Below are 23845 nucleotides of genomic sequence, written 5' to 3' on the forward strand. Positions count from 1 at the left end.
CCTGCTCAACGGCATGGAGCTCGAGCGCCCGCTCGGCACCGTCTACGTCACCGGGGGCTCCAGCGGTCTCGGCGCCGCCGTCGTGGAGGTGGTGACCGCCCTGGGCGGCACCGCCGCCGTCATCGACAGGGCCGCCCCGCCGGAGGGCTCGGCTGCGGCTGCGCACGCCCTCGCTGACGTGTCCGACTCCGCCGCGGTCGAGCGCGCCGTCGCGTCGCTGGTCGAGCAGGTGGGTCCGCCCACCGCGCTCCTCACCGCCGCGGGCACCGACGCCGTGGGCCGCCTCGAGGACGTCCCCGCCGACCGGTGGGAGAAGGTCGTCGGGGTGAACCTCATCGGCACCGCGGCGGCCGTGCGGGCCTGCCTGCCGCACCTGGTGGCGGCCCGCGGCACCGTGGTGACGGTGGCCAGCTCGCTGGGCCTGCGGGCCGCCAGCGACGCGACGGCCTACTGCGCGAGCAAGTTCGGCATCGTCGGGTTCACGAGGTCGCTGCAGCTGGAGCTGGCGGGGCAGGTGGGCGTGACGATGCTGGTGCCCGCCGGCATGCGCACCGCCTTCTTCGACGGGCGCACCGAGCAGTACCGGCCCGGCCCCGACGCCGCCCTCATGGACCCGCGCCAGGTGGCGCTGTCGGTGGTGCACGCGCTGCGCCAGCCGGTCGGCACGGAGGTGCGCGAGATCGTCGTGACCGTCTCCACGGAGCCGTCCTGGCCCTGACGGCCGGCACCTCGTGACGACGACGCTCGCGCTGCGGGCGCTGGGGCTGGGCGACGCCCTCACCGGCGTTCCCGCCCTGCGGGGCCTGCGGCGGGCCCGGCCGCGGGCGCGGCTGGTGCTCGCAGGCCCGCCGGAGACGGGGGCCCTCCTCGTCGCCGAGGGCGTGGTGGACGCGGTGCTGCCCGTGCGCGGCCTGGCCCCGCTGCAGCCGGACGCGCTGCTGCGGGCCGCGCAGGAGCACCCCGGCGTCCTGGGCGGTGCCCAGGTCGACCTGGCGGTCAACCTGCACGGCCGGGGCCCGGAGAGCACGCGGGCGCTGGCGGCGCTGCGGCCCGGGCGGCTCGTCGCCTTCGACACCCCGGACCACCCCGCCTGGGACGACGACGCCCACGAGGTGCAGCGCTGGTGCGGCCTGGTGCGCCCTCTGGGCGGTGCGTGCGGCCCCGAGGACCTGGTCCTGCGCGACGTCCCCCTCGCTGCGCGCACCGGTCCGGTGGTGGTGCACCCCGGGGCCGCGTCGCCGTCGCGGCGGTGGCCGGCCGAGCGCTGGGCGCAGGTGGTGGCGGCGCTGCAGGGGGCTGGCCGCGCCGTCGTCGTGACCGGCGGACCGGACGAGGCGCCGGTGTGCGCGCCGGTGGCCGCCGCGGGCGCGGAGGACCTGTGCGGGCGGCTGTCGCTGGCGCAGCTGCTCGACCTCGTCGCCACGAGCCCGCTGCTGCTGTCCGGCGACACCGGAGCCGCGCACGCGGCCACCGCCGCGCGGACACCGTCGGTGCTGCTCTTCGGGCCCACGTCCCCGGCGCGCTGGGGTCCCGCTGTGGACGCCGACCGCCACCGGGTGCTGTGGCGTCCTCGGGTGGGGGACGCCGCCGGTGACCCGCACGGGGTGTCCCCCGACCCCGTCCTGCTCCGCACCACGGTGGATGACGTGCTCGCGGGTACGGTGGGCTGATGCAACCGACCGAGAGCGCGTCCGGGCCGACCGCGGCGACGGGTGGCGACTTCGAGGTCCGCGAGATGCTGTGCCTGGCCCTGCACCGCGCCTCGCGGGCCATCACCTCCCAGTACCGGCCCCTGCTGGCGCCGCACGGGCTCACGTACCCGCAGTACCTCGTCATCACGCTGCTGCGCATCAGCGGCACCACCACCGTGGGCGGCGTCGGCGAGGAGCTGGGCCTGGAGTCCAGCACGCTGTCGCCGCTGCTGACGCGCCTGGCCGAGCGCGGCCTGGTCACGCGCACCCGGTCCACGGACGACGAGCGCCGGGTGGAGGTGTCCCTGACGCCGGCCGGCCGGGCGCTGGGCGAGGAGCTCGCCGACGTGCCGTGGACCGTGTGCCGGGCCACGGGGCTCAGCGTCCCGGAGATCAAGGGCGTCGTGGCGCAGCTGACCGAGCTCGTGGACCGGCTCGAGGGCCCGCCCGTCCTCTGACGCCCGCGCTCGGGTCGCGCACGACAGGCTTCCGGGAGACGGTGGAGCCGCAGCCGGGACGGCTGTGACGCCACCGAAAGGAAGAGCGATGCCCCGCCTCGTCGTCGGACAGAGCACGACCGGTTCCACCCCCGAGGTCGAGCTCTACTACGAAGACCACGGCACCGGTGCGCCGGTCGTCCTCATCCACGGGTGGCCGCTGTCCGGGCGGTCCTGGGAGGCGCAGGTCCCCGCGCTCGTCGAGGCCGGCCACCGCGTCATCACCTACGACCGCCGCGGCTTCGGCGACAGCTCCCAGCCGTGGGACGGCTACGACTACGACACCTTCGCCGCCGACCTCGACGCCCTGCTGACCCACCTCGAGGTCACCGGCGCCACGCTCGTGGGCTTCTCGATGGGCGGCGGCGAGGTGGTCCGCTACATCTCCCGCTACGGCACCTCGCGCGTGGCGAAGGCCGTGCTGGCCGCCGCGGTGCCCCCGTACCTCTACAAGAGCGACGACAACCCCGACGGCGGCCTGGACGACGACACCATCGCCCAGTTCCAGACCGGCGTGACGACCGACAGGATCGCGTTCCTGGAGGACTTCACGACCAACTTCTTCTCCGCCGGCAAGGGGTTGACGGGCCCCAAGGTCAAGGTCAGCGAGCCGCAGCGGCAGTACGCCCGCCACATCGCCGAGTTCGCCTCCCCCAAGGGCACCCTCGACTGCATCACCGCCTTCGGCCGCACCGACTTCCGCGGCGACGTCTCCGCCGTGGCGGCCGCCGGCATCCCGGTGCTGGTCATCCACGGCGACAGCGACGCGATCGTGCCGATCGAGGTGAGCGGGCAGCGCAGCCACGAGGCCATCCCGGGGTCGCAGCTGCACGTCGTCGAGGACGGCCCGCACGGCATCAACGCCTCGCACGCCGAGGAGTTCAACCGGGTGCTGCTCGGCTTCCTCGCCGGCTGACCCGCCCCCTCCCTTCCCGCACTTTCCTCGGCAAGTGCGGGAAGGGGGCCGCCCGTTGGCGCACTTTCCTGGGCAAGTACGGGAAGGGAGCGGGGGTCAGGGAGCGGTGAGGACGACGGGGCCGTCGTCCGTCACGGCCACCGTGTGCTCGGCGTGCGCGGCGCGACGGCGGTCGCGCGTCACCACGGACCAGCCGTCGCGCGCGGTGCGGTACTCCGGCGACCCGAGCAGCAGCATCGGCTCGATGGCGAGGGTGTGCCCGGCCTCGAGCCGGACGTCGCGCGCGCCGGCCAGCGGCTGGTTGGGCACGAAGGGCGCCTCGTGCATGGCGCGCCCGATGCCGTGGCCTCCGTGGTCGGGCAGGTGCGCGTACCCGTGCTTCCTCGCCACGGCGTCGATGGCGGTGGCCACGTCGAGCAGCGTGGCCCCGGGCACCGCCGCAGCGATCCCGGCCGCGAGCGCCTCCTCGGTGGCCGCCACGAGCCGGCGGTCCTCCTCGGTGGACGTCCCGGCGATGACCGTGACGGCCGCGTCACCGTGCCAGCCGTCGACGGCGGCGCCGAAGTCGATGCTCAGCACGTCGCCGTCGGCGAGCTTGCGCCCGGTCGGCGGACCGTGGACGACCACCTCGTTGGGCGACAGGCACAGCACGCCCTTGTACGGCGTGGGCGCCCACGCCGGCGCGTAGCCGAAGAAGCTGCTCTCGGCGCCCGCCTCGTGCAGGGCCGTGCGGGCGATGTCGTCGAGGTCGCGCAGCTTGACGCCCGGCACCGCAGCGGCCTTGACGGCCTGCAGCGCCAGGGCCACCACGCGGCCCGACTCGCGCATGGTCTCCAGCTCCGCGGCGGACCTGACGGGATGCTCTGCCGTGGACGTGCTGGCCATGCGCCCAGGCTACGACCCCCTGCTCGCGCACCTCGGCGGCGCTCGCGCGAGGCTCTCGGGCGTGGACCTGCCCTTCACCCCGCCGCTGCACGCCGAGCAGCTCTTCGGCCACCTCGCGGCGACCGCGGTCCCGGGCGTCGAGGAGTGGCTGCCCGCCACCGGCTCGTCGCGCGGCGCGCTGCGGCGCAGCCTGCGCCTGCCGGGCGGGCCCGCCGTCGTCGTCGCCCACGTCCCGGCACCGGGCGCCACCTCGGTGCGGGCGGAGGTCACCACGACCGACCCCGCCGACGAGCCGCTCGCCGCCCTGCTCTGCCGGCGCCTCCTCGACCTCGACCTCGACCCGTCCCTGCCCGACGCCGGGCTGTCGCAGGACCCGGTGCTCGCGCCGCTCGTCGCCGCCGTCCCCGGCCGCCGCACGCCCGGTGCGCCGTGCGCCGAGGAGGTGGCGCTGCGCGCCGTGCTCGGCCAGCAGGTGTCGACGGCGGCGGCGCGCACCCACGCCGCGCGGCTGGTCGCGGCCCTGGGTGGGCCAGCGGGACCCGGCAGCGACCTGCGGCTGTTCCCGAGCGCCGCCTCGGTGGCCGCCCTCGACGACGACGACGCGACGCGGCTGCTCGCCCTGCCCGTGCGGCGCCGCGAGACCCTGCGGAACCTGGCGCGGGTGCTGGCGGACGGGGTGCTCGACCTGCGCCACGTCGACGACGGCGGCGACCCGCAGCGCGCCCGCGCGCAGCTGCTGGCGCTGCCGGGCATCGGCCCGTGGACGGCGCAGACGGTCACGATGCGGGCCCTCGGCGACACCGACGCCTTCCTGGCCAGCGACCTCGGCGTGCTCGCCGCGGCGCGCGAGCTGGGCCTGCCCGGCGACGCCCGGCCGCTGGACCGGCGGGCCGCAGCGTGGGCGCCGTGGCGGTCCTACGCCGTGCAGCACCTGTGGGGCGTGCTGCCGCACGCCATCAACGCGCTGCCGTGAGCGGAGGGTGTTCGGGACGCCCATGATCACGGCGGGAAGTGCGCGGGAAGTCCATGATCACGGGGAGGGCAGGGGCAGGGTCTCCTCGGGGGACCAGGGGCCGCCGTCGTAGCGCCACAGCTCGAGGGCCCGGGCCCGCGCCGTCCAGGGGGTGATGGACACCTCCAGGCGGTCGGCGAGCTGGCGCGCGGCCTCGGGGGTCACCTTGTTCTGCACCGTGACGTGGGCGCGCAGGCGCTGGCGGTCCTGGGCGGTGAGGGCGTCGTCGCCGAGCTCGTCGCGCAGGCGCCGCAGCATCCTGTGGTGCAGCGCGTCGAGCTCGGGCGCCACCAGCCGCAGCGCGGTGCCCCGGCCCAGCCGCTGCACCTCCCCCACGCGGACGTCGAAGGCGTCCGTGCGGGCCTCCTCCGCCAGGACGCCCCGGACGCGCGCCACCTCCTGCCCCGGCAGGGCGTGGAAGAGCGTCACGTGGGCGGGCAGGTGGTTGCGGTCCGCCGGGAAGTGCGTGCGGCGGAGGCCGTCGAGGCGCTCCTGGCTGTCGTCGTCGAGGGCCAGGGTCACCACGAGCGGCCGTCCGTCCGCACCGTCCGTCATGCGGCCTGCCGCAGCCCCGTGAAGAATTCGACGGTGCTGGCCAGGCCCTGCTCCCACGGCACGCTCGGCTCCCAGCCCAGCAGCGTGCGCGCCAGCGTCGTGTCGGGGCGGCGCACCTGCGGGTCGTCCACGGGGCGCTCCACGAACCTGATCTCCGAGCGGGACCCGGTGGCGGCCACCACGTCCTCGGCGATCTTCTTCACCGTCATCTCGTGGGGGTTGCCCACGTTGACCGGGCCCGGGTGGCCGCTGCCGGCCAGCGCGAGGATGCCGCGCACCAGGTCGTCGACGTAGCAGACCGACCGGGTCTGCATCCCGTCCCCGGCCACGGTGATGTCCTCCCCCGCCAGCGCCTGGCGGATGAAGGTGGGGATGGCGCGCCCGTCGTGCGGGCGCATCCGCGGCCCGTAGGTGTTGAAGATGCGCACGATGGCGGTGTCGACGTCGTGCGTGGTGCGGTAGGCGGTGGTCATGGCCTCGCCGTAGCGCTTGGCCTCGTCGTAGACCCCGCGCGGTCCGACGGGGTTGACGTGGCCCCAGTAGTCCTCCGGCTGCGGGTGCACCTGCGGGTCTCCGTAGACCTCGCTGGTGGAGGCCAGCAGGAAGCGCGCGCCCTTCTCCTTGGCCAGCCCGAGGGCGTGCAGGGTGCCGATCGCACCGACCTTGAGGGTCTCGATCGGCAGCTGCAGGTAGTCGATCGGGGAGGCCGGGGAGGCGAAGTGGAGCACCAGGTCGACGTCGCCGGGGACGTGCACGAAGTCGGTGATGTCGCAGCGGACCATCCGGAACTGCGAGGACGGGTAGCGCTCGGCGAGGTGGGCGACGTTGCCCGGCCCGCCGGTGAGGAAGGAGTCCAGGCACACCACCTGGGTGCCGCGCGCGAGCAGCTCCTCGCACAGGTGGCTGCCGAGGAAGCCGGCCCCGCCGGTCACGACCGCCCGGCGGAAGCCGCGCTGCGGCAGCACGGTCGAGCCGGTGGTCGGTCCGGTGGTGCTGCGCTGGCTGTCGGGCTGGCTGGTGCTGGGCTGGGCCACGGTGGGGACTCCCCGGTCACGGCGTCGTCGGGCCGCACTGCTCGACCTCGCTGGCGCTGTCGGGACCAGTTGACCCCACCGGCGCTGGACGCGCGAACCGAGCGCCCCGGAGGCAGGATCGGCCGGGATGCCCAGCACCTCCTCCCCCGACGAGCCCCTCGACCCGCGCCTCGGCGTGGTGGTGATCACCTGGCAGCGCCGCGAGGAGGCCCTCGCCGCCGTCGGGCGGCTGCTGGACCTGCCCGAGCGGCCCCGCGTCGTCGTCGTCGACAACGGCTCCACGGACGGCACGGCGGGCGCGCTGCGCCGCGCCCACCCGGCGGCCGTGGCGTCCGAGCGGCTGGAGGTGGTGCCGCTGGCGCACAACGCGGGCGCCGTGGGGCGCAACGTCGGGGTGGCGCGCCTGGCGGAGCTGGGTCTGCGGTACGCGGCGTTCTGCGACGACGACACCTGGTGGGAGCCCGGCAGCCTCGCGCGCGCCGGCGACGTGCTGGACGCTCACCCCGACGTCGCCGTGCTCACCGCTCGCATCGTCGTGGAGCCCAGCGGCCGTGAGGACCCGATCGTCGCGGAGCTGCGCGACTCCCCCGTGGTGGGCTCGCGGCCCGGCCTGCCGGGGCCGGCGCTGGGCAGCTTCCTGGCCGGTGCGTCGGTGGTGCGCGTCGACGCGTTCGGCCAGGTCGGCGGGTTCTCGGCGCGGCTGTGGCTGGGCGGGGAGGAGGAGATGTGCGCCGCCGACCTCGCCGCCGCCGGCTGGGAGCTGTGCTACCTGCCCGACCTCACCGTGCACCACCGGGCCTCGGCGCTGCGCGACTCCTCCCTGCGGCGCCGGCACGGCATCCGCAACACCGTCTGGTTCACGCTGCTGCGCCGCCCCTGGCCCGCGGCGCTGCGGCGGCTGCGCGTGCTCGCCCGGCAGGTCCCCAAGGACCGGACCACCGCCCTGGCCGTGGCCGACGCGGTGCGGGGCCTGCCGTGGGTGCTGCGCGAGCGCCGGCCGCTGCCGCCGCACGCCGAGGCGCGCTTCCTCGCCCTGGAGGACGCCCAGACCCGGTCGACGGCGAGGAGCTACGTCGGATGAGCTCGCCCTCGGACTCCGTGACCGTGGTGGTGGCGAGCATGGACCGGCGCGAGGAGCTGCTGGCCTCTCTGCCGCGCCACCTCGCGCAGGGGCTGCGCGTGCTGCTGGTCGACAACGGCAGCAGCGACGGCACCGTCGAGGCCGTCCGCGCCGCGCTGCCGCAGGTGGAGGTGGTCCCCCTGCCGGCCAACCGCGGAGCGGCCGCCCGCACGCTCGGCGTGGAGCGAGCGTCGACGCCCTACGTGGCTTTCGCCGACGACGACTCCTGGTGGGCGCCCGGGTCGCTGGAGCACGCCGTGGAGCTGCTCGACGCCCACCCGCGGGCGGGACTGCTGACGGCGCGCATCCTCGTGGGCGAGGCCGAGCGGCCCGACCCGTTCAACGACGTGCTGGCCGCCGCACCGCTGGGGACCGAGCCCGACCTGCCCGGGCCGTCGACGCTGGGCTTCATCGCCTGCGCCGCGGTGGTCCGCCGGTCGGCGTTCCTGGCCGTCGGCGGCTTCGACGACGTGGTGGTCTTCCCCGGCGAGGAGGAGCGGGTGGCGCTCGACCTGGCGCGCGACGGATGGGGCAGCGCCTACGTGCCCGAGCTGGTGGTGCACCACCACCCGAAGAGGTCGGCCTCGCGAGACACCGACGAGCGCCGCCGCACCCGCATCACGCGCTCGGCGCTGCTCACGGCGCTCATGCGGCGCCCCTGGCCCGTGGTGGCGGCGCGGGTCGCGCGCGCCTGGCGAGCCGGCGGCCCCGAGCGCGCCGCGCTCGTCCCGGCCCTGCGCGACGCCCCGCGGGCCCTGCGCGCCCGCCGCGTGGTCCCGCCGCCGCTGGAGGCGGTCGCCCGGTCGCTGGGCCAGTGAGCGCCGTGACGCGCTCCTCGCGCGCGCGGGCGCTGGGTGGTGCACGCCGACCACTGCTTGGGCCGCGTGGTGCTCGACCACGCCGTGGGCGGGTGCTGGTACGACGTGCTCGGCCGCTCCGGCACGGCAGGGCGCCGCGGTCCGGCCTTCGAGCGCCTGGACGACGCCCAGCTGGCCCACGCCGTCGCGCTGGCGGAGGACATCGCCGACGGCGGTGACGCGGTGCTGCGCCCGCTGGACGCGCAGTCGCTGGCCTGGCGCGGCAAGCGCCCTCGCCGCGGGGGCGGTGCCGCGCGAGGATGAGCGGCGTGAGCACCGGTGACGGGGAAGTGCGGCTGGTCAGCGAGGGCTTCGTCGACGGCGTGGAGCTGTTCACCTGGTACGACGGCGAGGGCCGCGTCATCGCCGAGCACGCCCCGCTCGACCCGACGCTGAAGAGCTGCGGCTGCTGACCGGTCGACCCCGCGCCTCCGCACACGGGGGCCGGGTCGTGCTCCGGCTGCTTCCAGAGTTGGCCCTTACTCCTCGTGACTCACGATCTCCGAAAGCAAGGGCCAACTCTGGAAGCGCCCAGAACGATCTCGAGGGGACCTCGCGCTCGTCGTCGGCGAGGGCCGGGTCATCGCCGAGCACGCCCTGCTGGACCCGACGCTGAAGAGCTGCGGCTGCTGAGACCGGCTCCTTGTCGACGGTGCCGGAGTCTCGTCCGCTCGGGCGGCCCGTCCGTCCGCCGATCCGCCCCTTGAGACGATTTCCCGCCCCATCGGACACGGTGATGGGGCGGGAAATCGCCTCAAGGGGCAGGACCTCGATCGAAGGGGCGGATCGCCTCCTCCCGGTGTCCGGAAGTGCCCCGGATCAGAAGGCGCTCGAGGGGACCTCGCGCTCGTCGTCGACGAGGGCCTGCACCAGGCGCGCGGCGACGTCGTCGGGGTCCTTCCCGCGCGGCAGCCTGGGCGCGGTGCCGGTCAGCGGCCGGTCGGCGAGGCCGGTCTCGGTGTGGGGCGGGCGGGCGTCCACCACGCGGACGCCGTCGCGGCGCAGCTCCTTGGCCGCCGCGCCGACGTAGCTGGACAGCGCCGCCTTCGCGGCGCCGTACGCGGCCATGCCCGCGACCGGGCCCTCGGCGAGCACGGCGGTCACCACGAGCGCGGTGCCCCTGGTCTCGCGCAGCGCCGGCAGGGCCGCGCGCAGCAGGCGGACGGGGGCCAGGTAGTCGACCAGGAGCAGCTCGTCGAGGGCGTCGTCGTCCTCGGAGCCCACCGCGGAGAAGCCGGACGCCCCCGCCAGGTGGACCACGGCGTCGAGCCCGCCCAGGTGCGCCACCGCCGCGTCGACGACGGCGGCAGGCTGGTCGGGCAGGGTGAGGTCGGCCGCCGCGGTGAGCGGCCGCTCCCCGGGCAGCGAGCCGGCCAGCTCCTCCAGGCGGCCCTCGTCACGGCCGGTGAGCGCGAGCCGCGCCCCCGCCGCCGCGAGGCGGGCTGCCGTCGGGCGGCCCAGACCCCCGGTCGCACCCGTCACCAGCACCCGAGCTCCCTGCAGGTCCACCGACGCAGCCTCTCCCGACCACCGCGCCGCCGCACGTCCGGGGCGCGCCTCAGCCGTAGAAGACGCGCTCCACCACGGCGCGGGCGCGGCGCGACGAGCGGCGCAGGTCGTCCTCGACCCTCGTGGCCGACCCGGCCGGGTACCCGAGCAGCCGGGCCGCGGCGTCGAGGTCGCGCGCCTCCCGCGGCAGCACGTCCGTGGGACGCCCGCTGTGCAGCACGAGGGCGTCGCGCAGCCGCGAGGCGAACTCCCACGCCTCCACGAGCACCTCGACGTCGTGCTCGGCCACCAGCCCCGCCTCCGCGGCGGCGCGCAGCGCGCCGGTGGTGGAGGGGGTGCGCAGCGCCGGGAGGTCACCGCTGTGGCGCAGCTGCAGCAGCTGGGCGGTCCACTCGACGTCCGCCAGCCCACCGGGGCCCAGCTTGAGGTGGCGGCGCGGGTCGATGCCGCGCGGCAGCCGCTCGCCCTCCACGCGCGCCTTCACGCGGCGCACCTCGCGCAGCACCGCCTCGTCGGCGCCGCCGTCGGGGTGGCGCAGCGGGTCCACGAGCGAGCAGAACGCGCGTCCCACCGCCAGGTCGCCGGCGGTCGGGACGGCGCGCAGCAGCGCCTGCGCCTCCCAGGGCTCCGACCAGCGGCGGTAGTACTCCCGGCAGGAGCCGAGCGAGCGGGCCAGCGGCCCGTTGCGGCCCTCCGGGCGCAGCCGGGCGTCCACCTCCAGCGCCGGCTCCGGCCCGGGGGCGGTGAGGATCCTCGTCATCTCCGCGGCCAGCAGCAGGGCCTGGTCCTGCGCGTCCGCGCCGCGCACGCCGGGCAGCGGGTCGTGGACGAAGACGACGTCGGCGTCGGAGCCGTACCCCATCTCCGCCCCGCCCAGGCGTCCCATCCCGACCACGGCGAAGCGCGTCAGACGCTCCCCGCCGCCCGCGGCCAGCACCGCCGGAGAGCGCCAGGCCACGTCCAGCGCCGCGTCGAGCACCGCCCCGGTGGCCGTGCTCAGCGCCTCGCGCACCGCGGGCCCGTCCACCAGGCCCAGCACGTCGGCCAGCGCCGTGCGCAGCACCTCCCGGCCGCGCAGGCGCCGCACCACGCCCGCGGCGTCGGCGAGGTCCTCGTGGCGGCCGCTGGCCCGCGTCACCTCCGCGCGCAGCGCCGCGCGCGACCGCGGGGCCAGCTCGGCGTCGTCCCCCAGCCAGCGCACGGCCTCGCCGTCGCGCTCGAGGCCGTCGGCGACCAGCCGCGACGACGACGTCGCCACCGCCACGCGCTGGGCGGCGGCGCCCTCGTCGCGCAGCATCTTGAGGTACCAGTGCGAGCCGCCGAGCTTCTCGCTGATCCGCCGGAAGCTCAGCAGCCCCTCGTCGGGCCCCGCGCCGTCGGCGAACCACCCGAGCATCACCGGCAGCAGCTGGCGCTGGATGGCCGCGCGCCGGCTCACCCCCGAGCTCAGCGCCGCGATGTGCCGCAGCGCGCCCGCCGGGTCGCGGTAGCCCAGCGCGCCGAGCCGCGCCTGCGCTGCCGCGGGCGACAGGCGCACCTCGTCGGGCTTGAGCGCGGCGACGGCGGCCAGCAGCGGCCGGTAGAACAGGGCTTCGTGGAGGCGGCGCACGCGGCGGCGCACCACGGCCAGCTCGCGCTGGAGGCCCTCGACACCGCCGGGCACACCCGCGGCGCGGCCGAGGCGGCGCAGGTCGGCCTCGCTGGTGGGCAGCAGGTGCGTGCGCTGCACGGCCTTGAGCTGCAGCCGGTGCTCGAGCACCCGCAGGAAGCGGTAGTCGTGGTCGAGCTCGGCGGCATCGTGACGCCCGACGTAGCCGTACGCGGCCAGGCGCTGCAGCGCGTCGAGGGTGTTCGCGGTGCGCAGCGCCGGGTCGGTGCGGCCGTGCACCAGCTGCAGCAGCTGCACGCTGAACTCGACGTCGCGCAGCCCGCCGCGGCCCAGCTTCAGCTGCCGCTCGCGCTCCTTGGGCGGGACGTGGTCCTCCACCCGGCGGCGCATCGCCTGGGCCCCGGGCACGAGGTCGGGGCGGTCCGCGGCGCGCCAGACGAGGTCGGCGGTGGCGGCGGCGTACGCGGCGCCCAGGTCGGGGTCGCCCGCGGCCGGGCGGGCCTTGAGCAGCGCCTGGAACTCCCACGTCTTCGCCCACCGCCGGTAGTACTGCAGGTGGCTCTCCAGGGTGCGCACCAGCGGCCCGTCGCGGCCCTCCGGGCGCAGGTTGGCGTCCACCGGCCACAGCACGCCCTCGGCGGTGGTGGCCGAGCACGCCAGCGCCAGCTCGCTGGCCAGCTTCGCGCCGACGGCGATCGCGGTCTCCTCGTCGGCCACCCCGGCGCCGCCGTCCGAGCCCGGGGCCACCACGTAGACCACGTCGACGTCGCTGACGTAGTTCAGCTCCCGCGCACCGCACTTGCCCATCGCGATGACGGCCAGGCGGCAGGCCGCCGACCCCTCCACCGCCGCGCGGGCCAGCGCCAGCGCGGTCTCCAGCGCAGCGTCGGCCAGGTCGGACAGGGACCGCGTGACGGCGTCCACGGCGGCCAGCGGGTCGGCGCTGGCCAGGTCCGCCCCGGCGACGGCGAGCAGGCGCTCGCGGTAGGCCACGCGCAGCGCGTCGCGCCCGGCGTCCCCGGTCAGCGACGCCACCGGGGCCGGGTCGGCCGGGTCCGCGCCCACGGCCCGCAGGAGCAGCGCGCGCACCGCGGCGCGGTCCCCGCCGCGCTCGGCGTCGTCGTCGTCGCCGAAGCCGTCCACGCCCTCGTCCACCGGCGGGCGCAGCGGGTCCTCGGTGACCGCGCGCCACTGCTCGGGGTGGCGGACCAGCTGCTCGCCGAGCGCCACCGAGCCGCCCAGCACCGCCAGCAGCCGGTCGCGCACCGGCGAGGGCTCGGCGAGCACGTCGAGCAGGGCCGCCTCGTCGGTGCGCTCCAGCAGCCGCACCAGCGCCAGCAGGCCGCGGTCGGGGTCGGCGGTGGCCCCCAGCGCCGCGACCACCCCGTCCAGCCCGCCCGTGCGCCGCGCGAGCGGCTCCAGGGAGCGGTCGGACAGCAGCTTCACCGCGCTGCGACCGCCCGTGAAGCCCTGGCGGAGCAGCTGGGCCGCGGCGCTGTCGAGGCGCGCCCCGACCTCGGGGCCGGCGGCGCTGCCGGGGGTCGGGCTCACCGCGGTCGCGCCGCCGCCGCGAGCAGCGCTCGGGCGTGCACCGCCGCCAGCTGCGCCAGGTGCTCCTCGGCCGCGGCCACGGCCGCCATCTCCGCCGCCACGCTGGTGCCGCGCTCGGCCAGGAGGCCGGGGTGGTGGTCCTCGAGCCAGCTCGCCAGGTCCGTCGGCTCCACCTCCGGGTGGTACTGCACGCCCCAGGCCCGCTCCCCCACCCGCAGCGCCTGCACGGGGTAGAGGTCGCTGGAGGCGAGCAGCTCCGCGTCGGGGGGCAGCTGCGTCACCGCGTCGCCGTGGGCCTGGGCGACGGGCCACCGGTCCCCCAGCGACCCCGCCACCGCGCCCAGCAGCGGGTCCGCCCGTCCGGCGTCGTTGACGCGCACCTCGACCAGGCCGACCTCGGGCCCGGCGGCCCCCCGCTCCACGAGGCCGCCGGTGGCCAGAGCCAGCAGCTGCGCCCCCAGGCACAGCCCCAGGGCGGCCGTGCCGTCGGTGGCCGCGCGGGCCAGCAGGGCGCGGGTCGCCGGCAGCCACGGCGCGGCGTCGTCCTCCCACGCGGCCACCGACCCGCCGAGGACGACGAGCAGGTCGACCCCGTCGAGGGCGTCCGGCCCCTGCGGCAGCGCGTCACCGGCCCACGGCCGGCGCACGTCCAGGCGGGCGCCGCTGACCGGGTCGGCCAGCTGCTGGCCGAGCCGGCCCAGCGAGCAGCCGGCCTCGTGCTCGACCACCAGGGCGGTGGGGCGGGTGGGCCCTGTCACAGGACCGGGAGGTGGCGCCGCAGCTCGTACGGCGTGACCTGGGCCCGGTACTGGTTCCACTCCTCGCGCTTGTCGCGCAGCAGGTAGTCGACCACGTGCTCGCCGAGGGTCTCCGCCACGAGGTCGGAGGCCTCCAGCGCGGTCAGCGCCCGGTCCAGGCTCGCCGGCAGCGGGGTGATCCCCATGACCTTGCGCTCAGCCGTGGTCATGCGAGTGACGTCCTCGTCGGTGGGCTCGGGCAGCTCGTAGCCCTCCTCCACGCCCTTGAGGCCCGCTGCCAGCAGCAGCGCGAACGACAGGTACGGGTTGGCGGCGGAGTCCAGCGCGCGGTACTCCACGCGGGCCGCGCCGGCCTTGCGCGGCTTGTACATGGGCACCCGGACCAGCGCGGAGCGGTTGTTGTGGCCCCAGCAGACGTAGGACGGCGCCTCGTCACCGCCCCACAGCCGCTTGTAGGAGTTCACGTACTGGTTGGTCACCGCGGTGATCTCGTGCGCGTGGTGCAGCAGGCCCGCGATGAACGAGCGGCCCGTCTTGGACAGGCCGTACTGGCCGCCCGGGTCGTGGAAGGCGTTGCGGTCGCCCTCGAACAGCGACATGTGGGTGTGCATGCCGGAGCCGGGCTGGCCCGCCATCGGCTTGGGCATGAAGGTCGCGTAGACGCCCTGCTGGATCGCGACCTCCTTGATCACCGTGCGGAACGTCATGATGTTGTCCGCGGTGGAGAGGGCGTCGGCGTAGCGCAGGTCGATCTCGTTCTGGCCCGGCCCGGCCTCGTGGTGGCTGAACTCCACCGAGATGCCCATCGCCTCGAGCATCGAGATGGCCTGGCGGCGGAAGTCCTGGCCCTCGCCGCGCGCCACGTGGTCGAAGAAGCCGCCGGAGTCGATCGGCACCGGAACCCCGGTCTTCCGGGCGTCGTCGGCGAGCAGGTAGAACTCCACCTCGGGGTGGGTGTAGAAGGTGAAGCCGGCGTCGGCGGCCTTCGCCAGCACGCGCTTGAGCACCTGCCGGGAGTCCGAGGCGGCGGGCGTCCCCTCGGGGGTGAGGATGTCGCAGAACATCCGCGCCGTGCCCTGGCCCGAGGCGGCGTCGGTGCGCCACGGCAGCACCTGGTAGGTCGCCGGGTCGGGCCGCATGAGCATGTCCGCCTCGGACACGCGGGTCAGGCCCTCGATGGCGCTGCCGTCGAAGCCGATGCCCTCGGAGAACGCGCTCTCCAGCTCCGCGGGGGCCACGGCCACCGACTTCAGCGACCCGTTGACGTCGGTGAACCACAGCCGGATGAACCGGATGTCGCGCTCCTCCACCGAACGGAGCACGAACTCCTGCTGCCTGTCCATGGGGGCATCATGCCGAACGCGCGCGAGCGCCGGACCGGCCGCAGGATGGTCAGTCGTGACCACCACCCGTCCCGCGCGCCCGGACAGCGGCGCCGAGGTCGACCCGCGGCGCTGGCAGGTGCTGTGGGTCTGCCTCGTCACGGGCTTCATGACCCTGCTCGACGTCAGCATCGTCAACGTCGCCCTGCCGTCGATCTCCTCCGGCCTGGGCGCCTCCGGCAGCCAGCTGCAGTGGGTGGTCACCGGCTACGCCGTGGTCTTCGGGCTGGCCCTGGTGCCCGCGGGCCGCCTGGGCGACTCCTACGGCCGCAAGAAGATCTTCCTCGTGGGCCTGGTGCTCTTCGCCCTCGGCTCCCTGGCGTGCGGCCTCGCTCCCAGCCCCGAGGCCCTCATCGCCGCCCGCATCGCGCAGGGCCTCGGCGCGGGCGTCCTCAACCCGCAGATCACCGCCATCATCAACTCCGAGTTCCGCGGTGCGGAGCGCGGCCGCGCCTTCGGCCGGTTCGGCGCCACCGTGGGCCTGTCGACGGCGGTCGGCCCGCTGCTGGGCGGCGTCATCATCACCCTCGTCCCGTGGCAGGAGTCCTGGCGGCTGGTCTTCCTGGTCAACATGCCGGTGGCCGCGACGGCCTTCGTGCTCGGCCTCAAGCTCATCTCCGACCGCGCCAGCGCCGAGCGCTCGCGGCTGGACTGGGTGGGCACGGTGCTGCTCGCCGTCGCCGTGGGCCTCGTGCTCGGCGCGGTGCAGGAGCGGGAGGTGCTGGGCTGGACCCTCGTGGTGGTGGCCCTCGCGGTGGCCGCCGCCAGCGGCTGGGCGTTCGTGCACTGGGAGCGCCGCTACGCCGCCTCGGGGCACCTGCCGCTGGCGCGCCCGGGGCTGCTCAAGGCGCCCGGCTTCGGGCCCGGCGTGCTGCTGGGGTCGCTGTACTTCGGCGGGTTCATCGCCATCTTCTTCACCGTCACGCTCTACCTGCAGGACGCGCTGCGGTACTCCGCCCTCGAGGCCGGGCTCACGCAGACGCCGTTCGCCCTGGCCTCCGCGGTGGCCGCCCCGTGGGCCGGCAAGCGGGTGGCGGCGCAGGGGCGCCAGCTGGTGGTGCGCGGGCTCGTCGCCGTCGTCGTCGGGCTGCTGGGGGTCATCGCCGTGGTCGAGCTGGCGGCGCCGGCGGTGGGCGACCAGTGGACGGGTCTGCTGCTCCTGGTGCCGTTCCTGCTGGCGGGCTTCGGCAGCGGCGTGGTGATCGGCCCCAACGTCAACCTCTCGCTGGCGAACATCGACGGCCGTGACGCCGGCAGCGCCTCGGGGGTCTTCCAGACGTTCCAGCGCGTCGGGTCCGGCATCGGCCTGGCCGTGGTGAGCGCGGTGTTCCTGTCCGTGAGCGCCTCCGGGGACCCGCGCGACGCCCTCGCGGCGGCGCTCGGCGTGAGCGCGCTGCTCGTCCTGGCGGCGCTGGCGGTGGCCCTCGTGGACGTGCGGCGCAGCGGTGACGGTGACGGCTCCTCGGAGCCTGCCGAGGACGACGACGGCGGCGGCGCCCGTGCCGGCGCCGACCGCGGCGGCGAGACCGGCCGCCGAGCCGCCTGAGCGGTGGGGCCGTGTTCCGCCGTGGCTAGGCTCGCGCCATGACGCAGCTGCGCCTCGGGCTGGCCCAGGTCAACGCCACCGTCGGGGACCTGCCCGGCAACGCCGCCCTCGTGAGGGAGCGCGCGGCGGCCGCGGCGGCCGCCGGCGCCGACCTGGTGGCCTTCCCCGAGATGGTGCTCACCGGGTACCCCGTGGAGGACCTCTCGCTGCGGTCCTCGTTCGTGGAGGCCTCCCGGGCGTGCGTGCAGCAGCTGGCCCGCGACCTCGCCGCGGACGGGCTGGGCGAGGTGCCGGTCGTCGTCGGCTACCTCGACCGCGTGACCGACGCCGAGACCCAGCTGGACGTCGAGGCCGCCGCCCGCGCGGGCGCGGGCCGCGACGAGCGCGGGGTGGTGGGCGTGCCCAAGGGCATGCCGCAGAACTGCGCCGCGGTGCTGCACCGCGGCCAGGTGGTGGCGCGCTACGCCAAGCACCACCTGCCCAACTACGGGGTCTTCGACGAGTTCCGCTTCTTCGTGCCCGGACGCGACCTGCTGGTGGCGCGGATCGGCGGGGTGGACGTGGCCGTGGTCGTCTGCGAGGACCTCTGGCAGGACGGCGGCCCCGTCGAGAGGGCCCGGGAGGCCGGCGCGGAGCTGCTGCTGGTGCTCAACGGCTCGCCGTGGGAGCGCGACAAGGACGACACGCGCCTGGCCCTGGCCCAACGCCGCGCGCGCGAGGCCGGGTGCCCGCTGGCGTGGCTGAACCTCGTGGGCGGCCAGGACGACCTCGTCTTCGACGGCGACTCCCTCGTGGTGGCCGCCGACGGCGAGCTGCTGGCCCGCGGCGCGCAGTTCGCCGAGGACCTGCTGCTGGTCGACCTGCAGCTGGGGAGCCCGACCTCCGGTGTCGCGGACCCGCAGCGGCTGCCGGCGGGCGTGCAGCACGTCGTCGTCAGCGACGCCCTCCCCGAGCGGGACCGTCCGGAGCTGCCCGCCGCCGAGCGCGCGCGGCTCGACGAGGTGGGCGAGGTCTGGGCGGCGCTGCAGCTCGGCCTGGGCGACTACGTCCGCAAGAACGGCTTCCGGAAGGTGGCGCTCGGCCTGTCCGGCGGCATCGACTCGGCGCTGGTCGCGGCGATCGCGGTGGACGCGCTGGGCCCGGAGGCGGTGACGGGCATCTCGCTGCCGTCGTCGTACTCCTCCCAGCACTCCCGCAGCGACGCCGACGACCTCGCCGCCCGCACCGGGCTGGACTACCGGACCATCCCCATCGCCCCGATGGTCGACGCGTTCACCGCGGGTCTTTCCGACGCGATGCGGCTCTCGCCGGTGGCGGAGGAGAACCTCCAGGCGCGCGTGCGCGGCACCACGCTCATGGCGCTGAGCAACTCCGAGGGCCACCTCGTGCTCGCGACGTCCAACAAGTCCGAGCTGAGCGTCGGCTACTCCACGCTGTACGGAGACTCCGTGGGCGGGTACGCCCCGCTCAAGGACGTGCCGAAGATGCTGGTCTGGGAGCTGTCGCGCTGGCGCAACGCGCAGGCGGCCGCGCGCGGCGAGGTGCCGCCGATCCCGGAGAACTCGATCTCCAAGGTGCCGTCGGCGGAGCTGCGCCCGGGCCAGACCGACCAGGACTCCCTGCCCCCGTACGAGGTGCTCGACGACGTGCTCGAGCACTACGTGGTGGGCGCGGAGGGCCGCAGCGAGCTGCTGGAGGCGGGCTTCGAGACCGAGGTGGTCGACGAGGTGGTGGGCCTGGTGGACCGCGCGGAGTGGAAGCGCCGCCAGTTCGCGCCCGGGGTGAAGATCAGCTCGGTGGCGTTCGGGCGCGACCGGCGCCTGCCCATCACCACGCACTGGCGGGAGCAGCAGTCCCGATGAGCGAGCTGAGCGCTCCGGCGCCCGCGATCGCCCCGAAGCGCGTGCGGGTGCACCACCTGCGCGAGATGAAGGCCGCCGGTCAGCCGATCACCATGCTCACCGCCTACGACGCCGTCACGGCTGACGTCTTCGCCGAGGCCGGCGTCGACGTGCTGCTCGTGGGCGACTCCGTGGGTGACAACCTCCACGGCCACGCCACCACCCTGCCCGTCACCGTGGAGGACCTGCTCCCCCACGTGCGGGCCGTGGCCACGCGGGCCGGGCGGCCGTTCGTCGTCGCCGACCTGCCGTTCGGCTCCTACGAGGAGGGACCGGCGCAGGCGCTGCGGACCGGCGTGCGGATGCTCAAGGAGGGCCTCGCCCACGGCGTGAAGCTGGAGGGCGGCCGCCGGGTGGCGCCGGCGGTCAAGGCGCTCGTCGACGCGGGCATCCCGGTGATGGGGCACCTCGGGTTCACGCCGCAGTCGGTCAACGCCATGGGCGGGCCGCGCGTGCAGGGACGCGGGTCCGCCGCCGACGAGCTGCTCGCCGACGCGCTGGCGCTGCAGGAGGCCGGGGCGTTCGCCGTCGTCCTCGAGGTGGTGCCGGGACCGGTGGCCGAGCGGGTCACCGCGGCCCTCGACATCCCCACCATCGGCATCGGCGCGGGACCCGGCTGCGACGGGCAGGTGCTCGTCTGGCTGGACATGGCGGGCCTGTCGGCGCGCACGCCCAAGCTGGCCAAGGCGTACGCGCAGCTGCGCACCGCGCTGCGGGAGGCGGCGGCCGAGTACGCCGCGGAGGTGCGCTCGCGCGCGTTCCCCGGCCCGGAGCACACCTTCCCCGAGTAGCCCGGACAGGGAGCCTGCGAGCGTCAGCTGACGCAGAGCTCGTTGCCCTCGGGGTCGGCCATGACCACCCAGCGCTGCGGGCCCTGCCGCCCCTCCCCCGCGCGCGTCGCGCCGAGGCCCTCCAGCCGCGCGACCTCGCCGTCGACGCGCTCCGGCCCGACGTGCAGGTCGAGGTGCACGCGGTTCTTGACGGTCTTCGGCTCGGGCACCCGCTGCAGGTAGAGCCGCGGTCGCACGCCGCCGGGGTCGCGGGCCGCCGCCGCGTCGCGCCACACGAGCACGCCGCCGCGCTCCAGCACGTCAGCGTCGGTGGCGTACCCGGCCTCGAGCATCCGCCGGACCAGCGGCTCGACGTCCTCCACCTCGTACCCCAGGGCGGCGGCCCAGAACTCCGCCTGCGCGTGCGGGTCCGCGCAGTCCACCACCACCTGGACCCCCGGCACGGCCGGACGGTCAGCCTCGTCGCTCATGACGACGACGCTAGGCCCGTCCGCGGTCAGCTCGCGTCCGCAGACGCAACGAGCTTCCACCCCAGCGAGCGCACCGCCGCCTTGAGCTGCGGCGGCGAGAGCACGCTGAACGGCACCCCCAGCCACGCCAGGTGAGCGGCGATCGCGTCGAGGGAGTCGGAGCCGGTGGTGAGCACGCAGGCGTCGTCGCCCTCGGCCTCGAGCTGCCCGACCGTGGGCGGCACCCGGCGCTGCACCACCTCCACCGGCGCCTGCAGCCGCACCCGGGCGGTCCACCGGTAGGGCGCGGTCGAGACGGCAGCGGAGACGAACGCGGCGGCGTCCGGCGGGTCGGCCAGCTGCTGGCGGTGGCCGCTGGCGCGCGGGGCGCGGACCCGGTCCGCCCGGTAGCTGCGCCACTCCCCCTGCGGCGGCTCGCCCGGGCCCCGGTCGAGGTCGAGCGCCACGAGGTACCAGCGCCGCCCGGTGTGCACGAGCCGGTGCGGCACCGCGTGCCGCTGGCTCGACCTCCCCGCGCCGTCGGTGTAGCCGAAGCGGATCCGCTCGGAGTCGCGGCAGGCCGCGGCCAGCAGCACGAGCACGTCGCCGTCGACGGTGGGACCACCGCCGGTCAGCGGCACGGTCGCGGCGCCGAGCGCCTCCACGCGCGGGCGCAGCCGCTTCGGCAGCACCTGCTCCAGCCCGGCCAGCGCGCGCACCGCCGCCTCCGCGATGCCCGTGACGCCCGCACCGGCGGCGGTCCGCAGCCCGACGGCCACCGCCACGGCCTCCTCGTCGTCCAGCAGCAGCGGCGGCAGGGCGGTCCCCGCGCGCAGCCGGTACCCGCCGCTGGCCCCCGGCGCCGCGTCCACCTGGTAGCCGAGCGAGCGGAGCTTGTCCACGTCCCGGCGCACGGTGCGGGGCGTCACCTCGAGGCGCTCGGCGAGCTCGTCACCGGCCCAGCTGCGCCGCGAGGACAGCAGGGACAGCAGGCGGAGCAGCCGGGCGGACGTCTCGAGCACGGGCCACATCCTCACGCACCGCGGACCGGAGGTGTCCGCAGAGCCGCCTACCGTCCCCGCTGTGGACACGACGACGACGGAGGCCCGCTGGCCCGAGCAGGCCCTGGAGCAGCTGACGTGGCACTGGGAGGGCCAGGTGCGCCCCCGCCTGGAGGGCCTGACCGACGCCGAGCTGCACTGGGAGCCGGTTCCGGGGTGCTGGGGCGTGCGCCCGCAGGGAACCTCGAGCGCGCCGATGAGCGCGGGCGGCGGCGACTGGGCCTGCGACTTCGGCATCCCCGAGCCGCAGCCGGCCCCGTTCACCACGATCGCCTGGCGCCTCGCGCACCTCACCGTGGGCGTCTTCGGCCAGCGGGCGGCCTCGCACTTCGGCTACCGGGGCCCGGGTTCCGCCGGGTACCTGGCCCACGACTACGCCGGCACCGCCGACGAGGCCCTGGCACAGCTGGACGCCGCGCACGCCGCGTGGACCGACGGCGTGCGCTCCCTCGCGCCCTCCGCCTGGGCCCGCCCGGTGGGCGAGGCGGAGGGCGAGTGGGCCGCGCACCCGATGAGCAGCCTCGTCCTGCACATCACCCGCGAGGCCGTGCACCACGGCGCCGAGGTCTGCCTCCTGCGAGACCTCTGGCTCCACCGGGCCCGCTGACCCGGCGCCCCGGCGCCGTGACCGTGGACGCTGTGTCCCGGTGTGGGCCGCCGCACCGGGACACAGCGTCCACGGTCGGCCCGTCCGGCCCGCGTCCCGCCCGCGCCGCGTCCCGGTGCGGGCTGTGTCAGTCCTCCTCGGCGCGGTCCCAGGCCTCGGTCTTCTCCCGGGCCGTCTGCAGCGCGCGCTCGGCCTCCTCACGGGTGGCGTACGGCCCCAGGAGGGTCGAGCCCGGCTTGAGGTGGCCGACGTCGACCTGGCCGGTCTTCGTGTTGAACCAGAACTGCTCGCTCATGCGCGTGATCGTCCTCCCGGTGCCCGCGGTCCGCGACACGGGCCGACCTAGACTCGCCCGCCGTGCCGCAGCGCGCCCCCTCCAGCCCGGTCGTCGCCGGTGTCGTCAGCCCCCGCCGCGCCGTCCCCGCGGGCCTGCCGCGCCCGGAGTACGTGGACCGGCCCCGCCCGCAGCCCTACTCCGGCCCGCACGTGCAGCCGGCCGAGGTGGTCGAGCGGATGCGCACCGCCTGCCGCCTCGCCGCGCGGGCCGCCGCCGCGGGCGCGGAGCACGTCCGCCCCGGCACCACCACGGACGCCGTGGACGCCGTCGTCCACGAGTTCCTCCTCGACCACGGCGCCTACCCGTCCACGCTCGGCTACCGCGGCTTCCCCAAGTCGTGCTGCACCAGCGTCAACGAGGTGGTCTGCCACGGCATCCCCGACGACAGGCCGCTCGCCGAGGGCGACCTGTGCAGCATCGACGTCACGGCGTACGTCGTCCTCGACGGCATCGGGGTGCACGGCGACACGTGCGTGACGGTCGGTGCCGGCGAGCTCGACGAGGCCAGCGCCCTGCTGCTGGAGCGCGCCCGCGCCGCCACGGACCGCGGCATCGCGGCCGTGCGCCCCGGGCGGGAGGTCAACGTCATCGGCCGCGTGGTGGAGAGCGCGGCCCGCCGCCACGGCTACGGGTCGGTGAAGGAGTACACCGGCCACGGCATCGGCACGGCGTTCCACTCGGGCCTGGTCATCCCCCACCACGACGCCGCTCCGGCGCACGCCGACGTCATCGAGGTCGGCATGACGTTCACGGTCGAGCCCATGATCACCGAGGGTGACCCGGCGGTGGAGGTCTGGGACGACGGCTGGACCGTGGTCACCCGCGACCGCGGCCGCGTCGCCCAGTTCGAGCACACGGTGCTGGTCACCGACACCGGTGCGGAGGTCCTCACGCTGCCGTGAGCGGAGGGGCGGACTAGCCTGCGGCGTCGTGGCACCCGAGACCCCCACCGCGCCCTCGTCCGCCCCCGCCGCGGCCCCGACCGCCGGGACCAGCACCGGGACCAGCACCGGGATCGGCATCGACATCGGCGGCTCGGGCATCAAGGGCGCCCCGGTCGACCTCACCACCGGCGAGTTCTCCGCGGAGCGCGTGCGCATCCCCACGCCGCAGCCGTCCACGCCGGACGCCGTCTCCCGGGTGGTCAAGGACATCGTCGAGCAGATCGGCCAGCAGCTGCCCGACGGCGGCGCGGGCCTGCCCGTCGGCATCACCTTCCCCGCCGTCATCCAGCACGGCGTGGCCCGCACCGCCGCGAACGTCGACAAGGGCTGGGTGGACTTCGACGTCGCCACCCTCATGCAGGCGGTCACCGGCCACCCGGTGCACGTGGTCAACGACGCCGACGCCGCCGGGGTGGCCGAGGCGCGCTACGGCGCCGCGAAGGGCGTGAAGGGCGTCGTCGTCCTGGCCACCCTCGGCACCGGCATCGGCACCGCGGTGATGCTGGACGGCGTGCTGCTGCCCAACACCGAGCTGGGCCACCTGGAGGTGGACGGGCACGACGCCGAGACGCGCGCCTCCGACGCCGCCCGCGAGCGCGACGACCTGTCCTGGTCGCACTGGGCCAAGCGCCTGTCGAAGTACTTCCAGAGCCTGGAGGCCCTGCTCTGGCCGGACCTCATCGTGGTCGGTGGCGGGGTGTCCAAGAAGTCGGAGAAGTTCCTGCCCGAGCTGAAGCTGCGCACGCCGATCGTCCCGGCCCAGCTGCTGAACTCCGCGGGCATCGTGGGCGCCGCGGCGCTGGCCAGCGAGCGCTTCCGCTGACCGCGGCGGC

Annotated in this window: 25 protein-coding genes; 15 read left to right on the plus strand and 10 right to left on the minus strand. The window is 76.1% G+C overall.

Translation table 11 applies throughout. The annotated features are described in order from the left end of the window. Positions 1 to 13: 13 nt before the first annotated feature. From H7K62_RS12425 to H7K62_RS12440, 4 genes are all read left to right on the plus strand, one after another. Entirely contained in the window at positions 14 to 718 is a 705-nt protein-coding gene (locus H7K62_RS12425; protein WP_186718721.1) for an SDR family oxidoreductase, read from the plus strand. A gap of 13 nt (positions 719 to 731) precedes the next feature. Further along, positions 732 to 1670, plus strand: coding sequence for a glycosyltransferase family 9 protein (locus H7K62_RS23295; RefSeq protein ID WP_186718549.1), 939 nt, complete (start codon positions 732 to 734; stop codon positions 1668 to 1670). Beyond that, entirely contained in the window at positions 1670 to 2149 is a 480-nt protein-coding gene (locus H7K62_RS12435) for a MarR family winged helix-turn-helix transcriptional regulator (protein WP_186718551.1), read from the plus strand. The genes H7K62_RS23295 and H7K62_RS12435 overlap by 1 nt, the downstream gene beginning before the upstream one ends. An 88-nt stretch (positions 2150 to 2237) precedes the next feature. Continuing rightward, positions 2238 to 3104: an alpha/beta fold hydrolase gene (locus H7K62_RS12440; protein WP_186718553.1), complete on the plus strand. Its 867-nt coding sequence runs from the start codon at positions 2238 to 2240 to the stop codon at positions 3102 to 3104. A gap of 96 nt (positions 3105 to 3200) precedes the next feature. Here H7K62_RS12440 and map (H7K62_RS12445) read toward each other — a convergent pair whose 3' ends face one another. Then, positions 3201 to 3989 (minus strand): type I methionyl aminopeptidase, encoded by a 789-nt coding sequence (gene map, locus H7K62_RS12445; protein WP_186718555.1) that lies wholly within the window; start codon positions 3987 to 3989, stop codon positions 3201 to 3203. Here map (H7K62_RS12445) and H7K62_RS12450 point away from each other — a divergent pair. After that, the gene (locus H7K62_RS12450; RefSeq protein ID WP_186718727.1) at positions 3973 to 4962 is read left to right on the plus strand and encodes a DNA-3-methyladenine glycosylase 2; all 990 of its coding nucleotides are present in this window, start codon (positions 3973 to 3975) and stop codon (positions 4960 to 4962) included. The two genes, map (H7K62_RS12445) and H7K62_RS12450, sit on opposite strands and share 17 nt — an antisense overlap. 57 nt (positions 4963 to 5019) lie before the next feature. Here H7K62_RS12450 and H7K62_RS12455 read toward each other — a convergent pair whose 3' ends face one another. Beyond that, positions 5020 to 5556 (minus strand): 2'-5' RNA ligase family protein, encoded by a 537-nt coding sequence (locus H7K62_RS12455; RefSeq protein WP_186718557.1) that lies wholly within the window; start codon positions 5554 to 5556, stop codon positions 5020 to 5022. Then, positions 5553 to 6521, minus strand: coding sequence for an NAD-dependent epimerase/dehydratase family protein (locus tag H7K62_RS12460; protein WP_186718722.1), 969 nt, complete (start codon positions 6519 to 6521; stop codon positions 5553 to 5555). The genes H7K62_RS12455 and H7K62_RS12460 overlap by 4 nt, the downstream gene beginning before the upstream one ends. A gap of 196 nt (positions 6522 to 6717) precedes the next feature. On the opposite strand from H7K62_RS12460, the gene H7K62_RS12465 reads away from it, so the two are divergent. The 4 genes from H7K62_RS12465 to H7K62_RS12480 are packed head-to-tail and all read left to right on the plus strand — an operon-like array spanning position 6718 to position 8980. Continuing rightward, positions 6718 to 7671: a glycosyltransferase family 2 protein gene (locus H7K62_RS12465; RefSeq protein WP_186718559.1), complete on the plus strand. Its 954-nt coding sequence runs from the start codon at positions 6718 to 6720 to the stop codon at positions 7669 to 7671. Next, on the plus strand, positions 7668 to 8528 hold the full coding sequence (locus H7K62_RS12470; protein WP_186718561.1) for a glycosyltransferase family 2 protein: 861 nt from the start codon (positions 7668 to 7670) through the stop codon (positions 8526 to 8528). Before H7K62_RS12465 ends, H7K62_RS12470 begins: the two co-directional genes overlap by 4 nt. A gap of 39 nt (positions 8529 to 8567) precedes the next feature. After that, positions 8568 to 8831, plus strand: a complete 264-nt coding sequence (locus H7K62_RS12475) for a hypothetical protein (protein WP_222437494.1) — start codon at positions 8568 to 8570, stop codon at positions 8829 to 8831. Positions 8832 to 8836: 5 nt separating this feature from the next. Continuing rightward, positions 8837 to 8980, plus strand: a complete 144-nt coding sequence (locus tag H7K62_RS12480; RefSeq protein ID WP_186718563.1) for a hypothetical protein — start codon at positions 8837 to 8839, stop codon at positions 8978 to 8980. A 406-nt stretch (positions 8981 to 9386) separates the two neighbouring features. Here H7K62_RS12480 and H7K62_RS12485 read toward each other — a convergent pair whose 3' ends face one another. From H7K62_RS12485 to glnA, 4 genes are read right to left on the minus strand one after another with little or no spacing between them, the layout of a single operon-like run. Continuing rightward, positions 9387 to 10076: an SDR family NAD(P)-dependent oxidoreductase gene (locus tag H7K62_RS12485; RefSeq protein ID WP_370591751.1), complete on the minus strand. Its 690-nt coding sequence runs from the start codon at positions 10074 to 10076 to the stop codon at positions 9387 to 9389. 49 nt (positions 10077 to 10125) lie between these two features. After that, complete coding sequence (locus H7K62_RS12490) at positions 10126 to 13236, minus strand: bifunctional [glutamine synthetase] adenylyltransferase/[glutamine synthetase]-adenylyl-L-tyrosine phosphorylase (protein ID WP_186718565.1); 3111 nt, start codon at positions 13234 to 13236, stop codon at positions 10126 to 10128. Beyond that, positions 13233 to 13994 (minus strand): type 1 glutamine amidotransferase, encoded by a 762-nt coding sequence (locus H7K62_RS23915; RefSeq protein WP_186718567.1) that lies wholly within the window; start codon positions 13992 to 13994, stop codon positions 13233 to 13235. Before H7K62_RS23915 ends, H7K62_RS12490 begins: the two co-directional genes overlap by 4 nt. After that, on the minus strand, positions 13991 to 15337 hold the full coding sequence (gene glnA, locus H7K62_RS12500) for a type I glutamate--ammonia ligase (RefSeq protein ID WP_186718569.1): 1347 nt from the start codon (positions 15335 to 15337) through the stop codon (positions 13991 to 13993). Before glnA ends, H7K62_RS23915 begins: the two co-directional genes overlap by 4 nt. A 55-nt stretch (positions 15338 to 15392) precedes the next feature. Between glnA and H7K62_RS12505 the strand changes: the two genes are divergently transcribed. From H7K62_RS12505 to panB, 3 genes are read left to right on the plus strand one after another with little or no spacing between them, the layout of a single operon-like run. Continuing rightward, complete coding sequence (locus tag H7K62_RS12505) at positions 15393 to 16922, plus strand: MFS transporter (RefSeq protein ID WP_222437495.1); 1530 nt, start codon at positions 15393 to 15395, stop codon at positions 16920 to 16922. A gap of 38 nt (positions 16923 to 16960) precedes the next feature. Next, positions 16961 to 18784, plus strand: coding sequence for an NAD+ synthase (locus H7K62_RS12510; RefSeq protein ID WP_186718573.1), 1824 nt, complete (start codon positions 16961 to 16963; stop codon positions 18782 to 18784). Beyond that, positions 18781 to 19614, plus strand: a complete 834-nt coding sequence (panB, locus tag H7K62_RS12515) for a 3-methyl-2-oxobutanoate hydroxymethyltransferase (RefSeq protein ID WP_186718575.1) — start codon at positions 18781 to 18783, stop codon at positions 19612 to 19614. Before H7K62_RS12510 ends, panB begins: the two co-directional genes overlap by 4 nt. A 23-nt stretch (positions 19615 to 19637) precedes the next feature. On the opposite strand, the gene H7K62_RS12520 is transcribed toward panB, so the two are convergent. Both H7K62_RS12520 and H7K62_RS12525 read right to left on the minus strand, forming a co-directional pair. Continuing rightward, positions 19638 to 20084 carry a VOC family protein gene (locus H7K62_RS12520; protein ID WP_186718577.1) on the minus strand — a complete coding sequence of 149 codons (447 nt, stop codon included), beginning with the start codon at positions 20082 to 20084 and terminating at the stop codon, positions 19638 to 19640. 26 nt (positions 20085 to 20110) lie between these two features. Further along, positions 20111 to 21085, minus strand: a complete 975-nt coding sequence (locus tag H7K62_RS12525) for a helix-turn-helix transcriptional regulator (protein ID WP_186718579.1) — start codon at positions 21083 to 21085, stop codon at positions 20111 to 20113. A 61-nt stretch (positions 21086 to 21146) separates the two neighbouring features. On the opposite strand from H7K62_RS12525, the gene H7K62_RS12530 reads away from it, so the two are divergent. Further along, entirely contained in the window at positions 21147 to 21731 is a 585-nt protein-coding gene (locus H7K62_RS12530; RefSeq protein ID WP_222437496.1) for a DinB family protein, read from the plus strand. A gap of 127 nt (positions 21732 to 21858) precedes the next feature. On the opposite strand, the gene H7K62_RS12535 is transcribed toward H7K62_RS12530, so the two are convergent. After that, positions 21859 to 22026 carry an SPOR domain-containing protein gene (locus H7K62_RS12535; protein ID WP_186718583.1) on the minus strand — a complete coding sequence of 56 codons (168 nt, stop codon included), beginning with the start codon at positions 22024 to 22026 and terminating at the stop codon, positions 21859 to 21861. 62 nt (positions 22027 to 22088) lie between these two features. Between H7K62_RS12535 and map (H7K62_RS12540) the strand changes: the two genes are divergently transcribed. Together map (H7K62_RS12540) and ppgK are read left to right on the plus strand one after the other, a co-directional pair. Next, the gene (gene map, locus H7K62_RS12540) at positions 22089 to 22970 is read left to right on the plus strand and encodes a type I methionyl aminopeptidase (protein WP_186718585.1); all 882 of its coding nucleotides are present in this window, start codon (positions 22089 to 22091) and stop codon (positions 22968 to 22970) included. A 112-nt stretch (positions 22971 to 23082) separates the two neighbouring features. Then, positions 23083 to 23835, plus strand: a complete 753-nt coding sequence (ppgK, locus tag H7K62_RS12545; RefSeq protein ID WP_370591755.1) for a polyphosphate--glucose phosphotransferase — start codon at positions 23083 to 23085, stop codon at positions 23833 to 23835. Positions 23836 to 23845: the final 10 nt, after the last annotated feature.

Origin of the sequence: Quadrisphaera sp. RL12-1S (assembly GCF_014270065.1) — a bacterium.
GTDB lineage: Bacteria > Actinomycetota > Actinomycetes > Actinomycetales > Quadrisphaeraceae > Quadrisphaera.

Bases quoted from the DNA above. Each gene is read 5' to 3' on its own strand.
- H7K62_RS12425 (WP_186718721.1), top strand. From the start codon at position 14: ATGGAGCTCGAGCGCCCGCTCGGCACCGTCTACGTCACCGGGGGCTCC.
- H7K62_RS12435 (WP_186718551.1), top strand. From the start codon at position 1,670: ATGCAACCGACCGAGAGCGCGTCCGGGCCGACCGCGGCGACGGGTGGC.
- H7K62_RS12440 (WP_186718553.1), top strand. From the start codon at position 2,238: ATGCCCCGCCTCGTCGTCGGACAGAGCACGACCGGTTCCACCCCCGAG.
- map (WP_186718555.1), bottom strand. From the start codon at position 3,989: ATGGCCAGCACGTCCACGGCAGAGCATCCCGTCAGGTCCGCCGCGGAG.
- H7K62_RS12455 (WP_186718557.1), bottom strand. From the start codon at position 5,556: ATGACGGACGGTGCGGACGGACGGCCGCTCGTGGTGACCCTGGCCCTC.
- H7K62_RS12465 (WP_186718559.1), top strand. From the start codon at position 6,718: ATGCCCAGCACCTCCTCCCCCGACGAGCCCCTCGACCCGCGCCTCGGC.
- H7K62_RS12470 (WP_186718561.1), top strand. From the start codon at position 7,668: ATGAGCTCGCCCTCGGACTCCGTGACCGTGGTGGTGGCGAGCATGGAC.
- glnA (WP_186718569.1), bottom strand. From the start codon at position 15,337: ATGGACAGGCAGCAGGAGTTCGTGCTCCGTTCGGTGGAGGAGCGCGAC.
- H7K62_RS12510 (WP_186718573.1), top strand. From the start codon at position 16,961: ATGACGCAGCTGCGCCTCGGGCTGGCCCAGGTCAACGCCACCGTCGGG.
- panB (WP_186718575.1), top strand. From the start codon at position 18,781: ATGAGCGAGCTGAGCGCTCCGGCGCCCGCGATCGCCCCGAAGCGCGTG.
- H7K62_RS12520 (WP_186718577.1), bottom strand. From the start codon at position 20,084: ATGAGCGACGAGGCTGACCGTCCGGCCGTGCCGGGGGTCCAGGTGGTG.
- H7K62_RS12535 (WP_186718583.1), bottom strand. From the start codon at position 22,026: ATGAGCGAGCAGTTCTGGTTCAACACGAAGACCGGCCAGGTCGACGTC.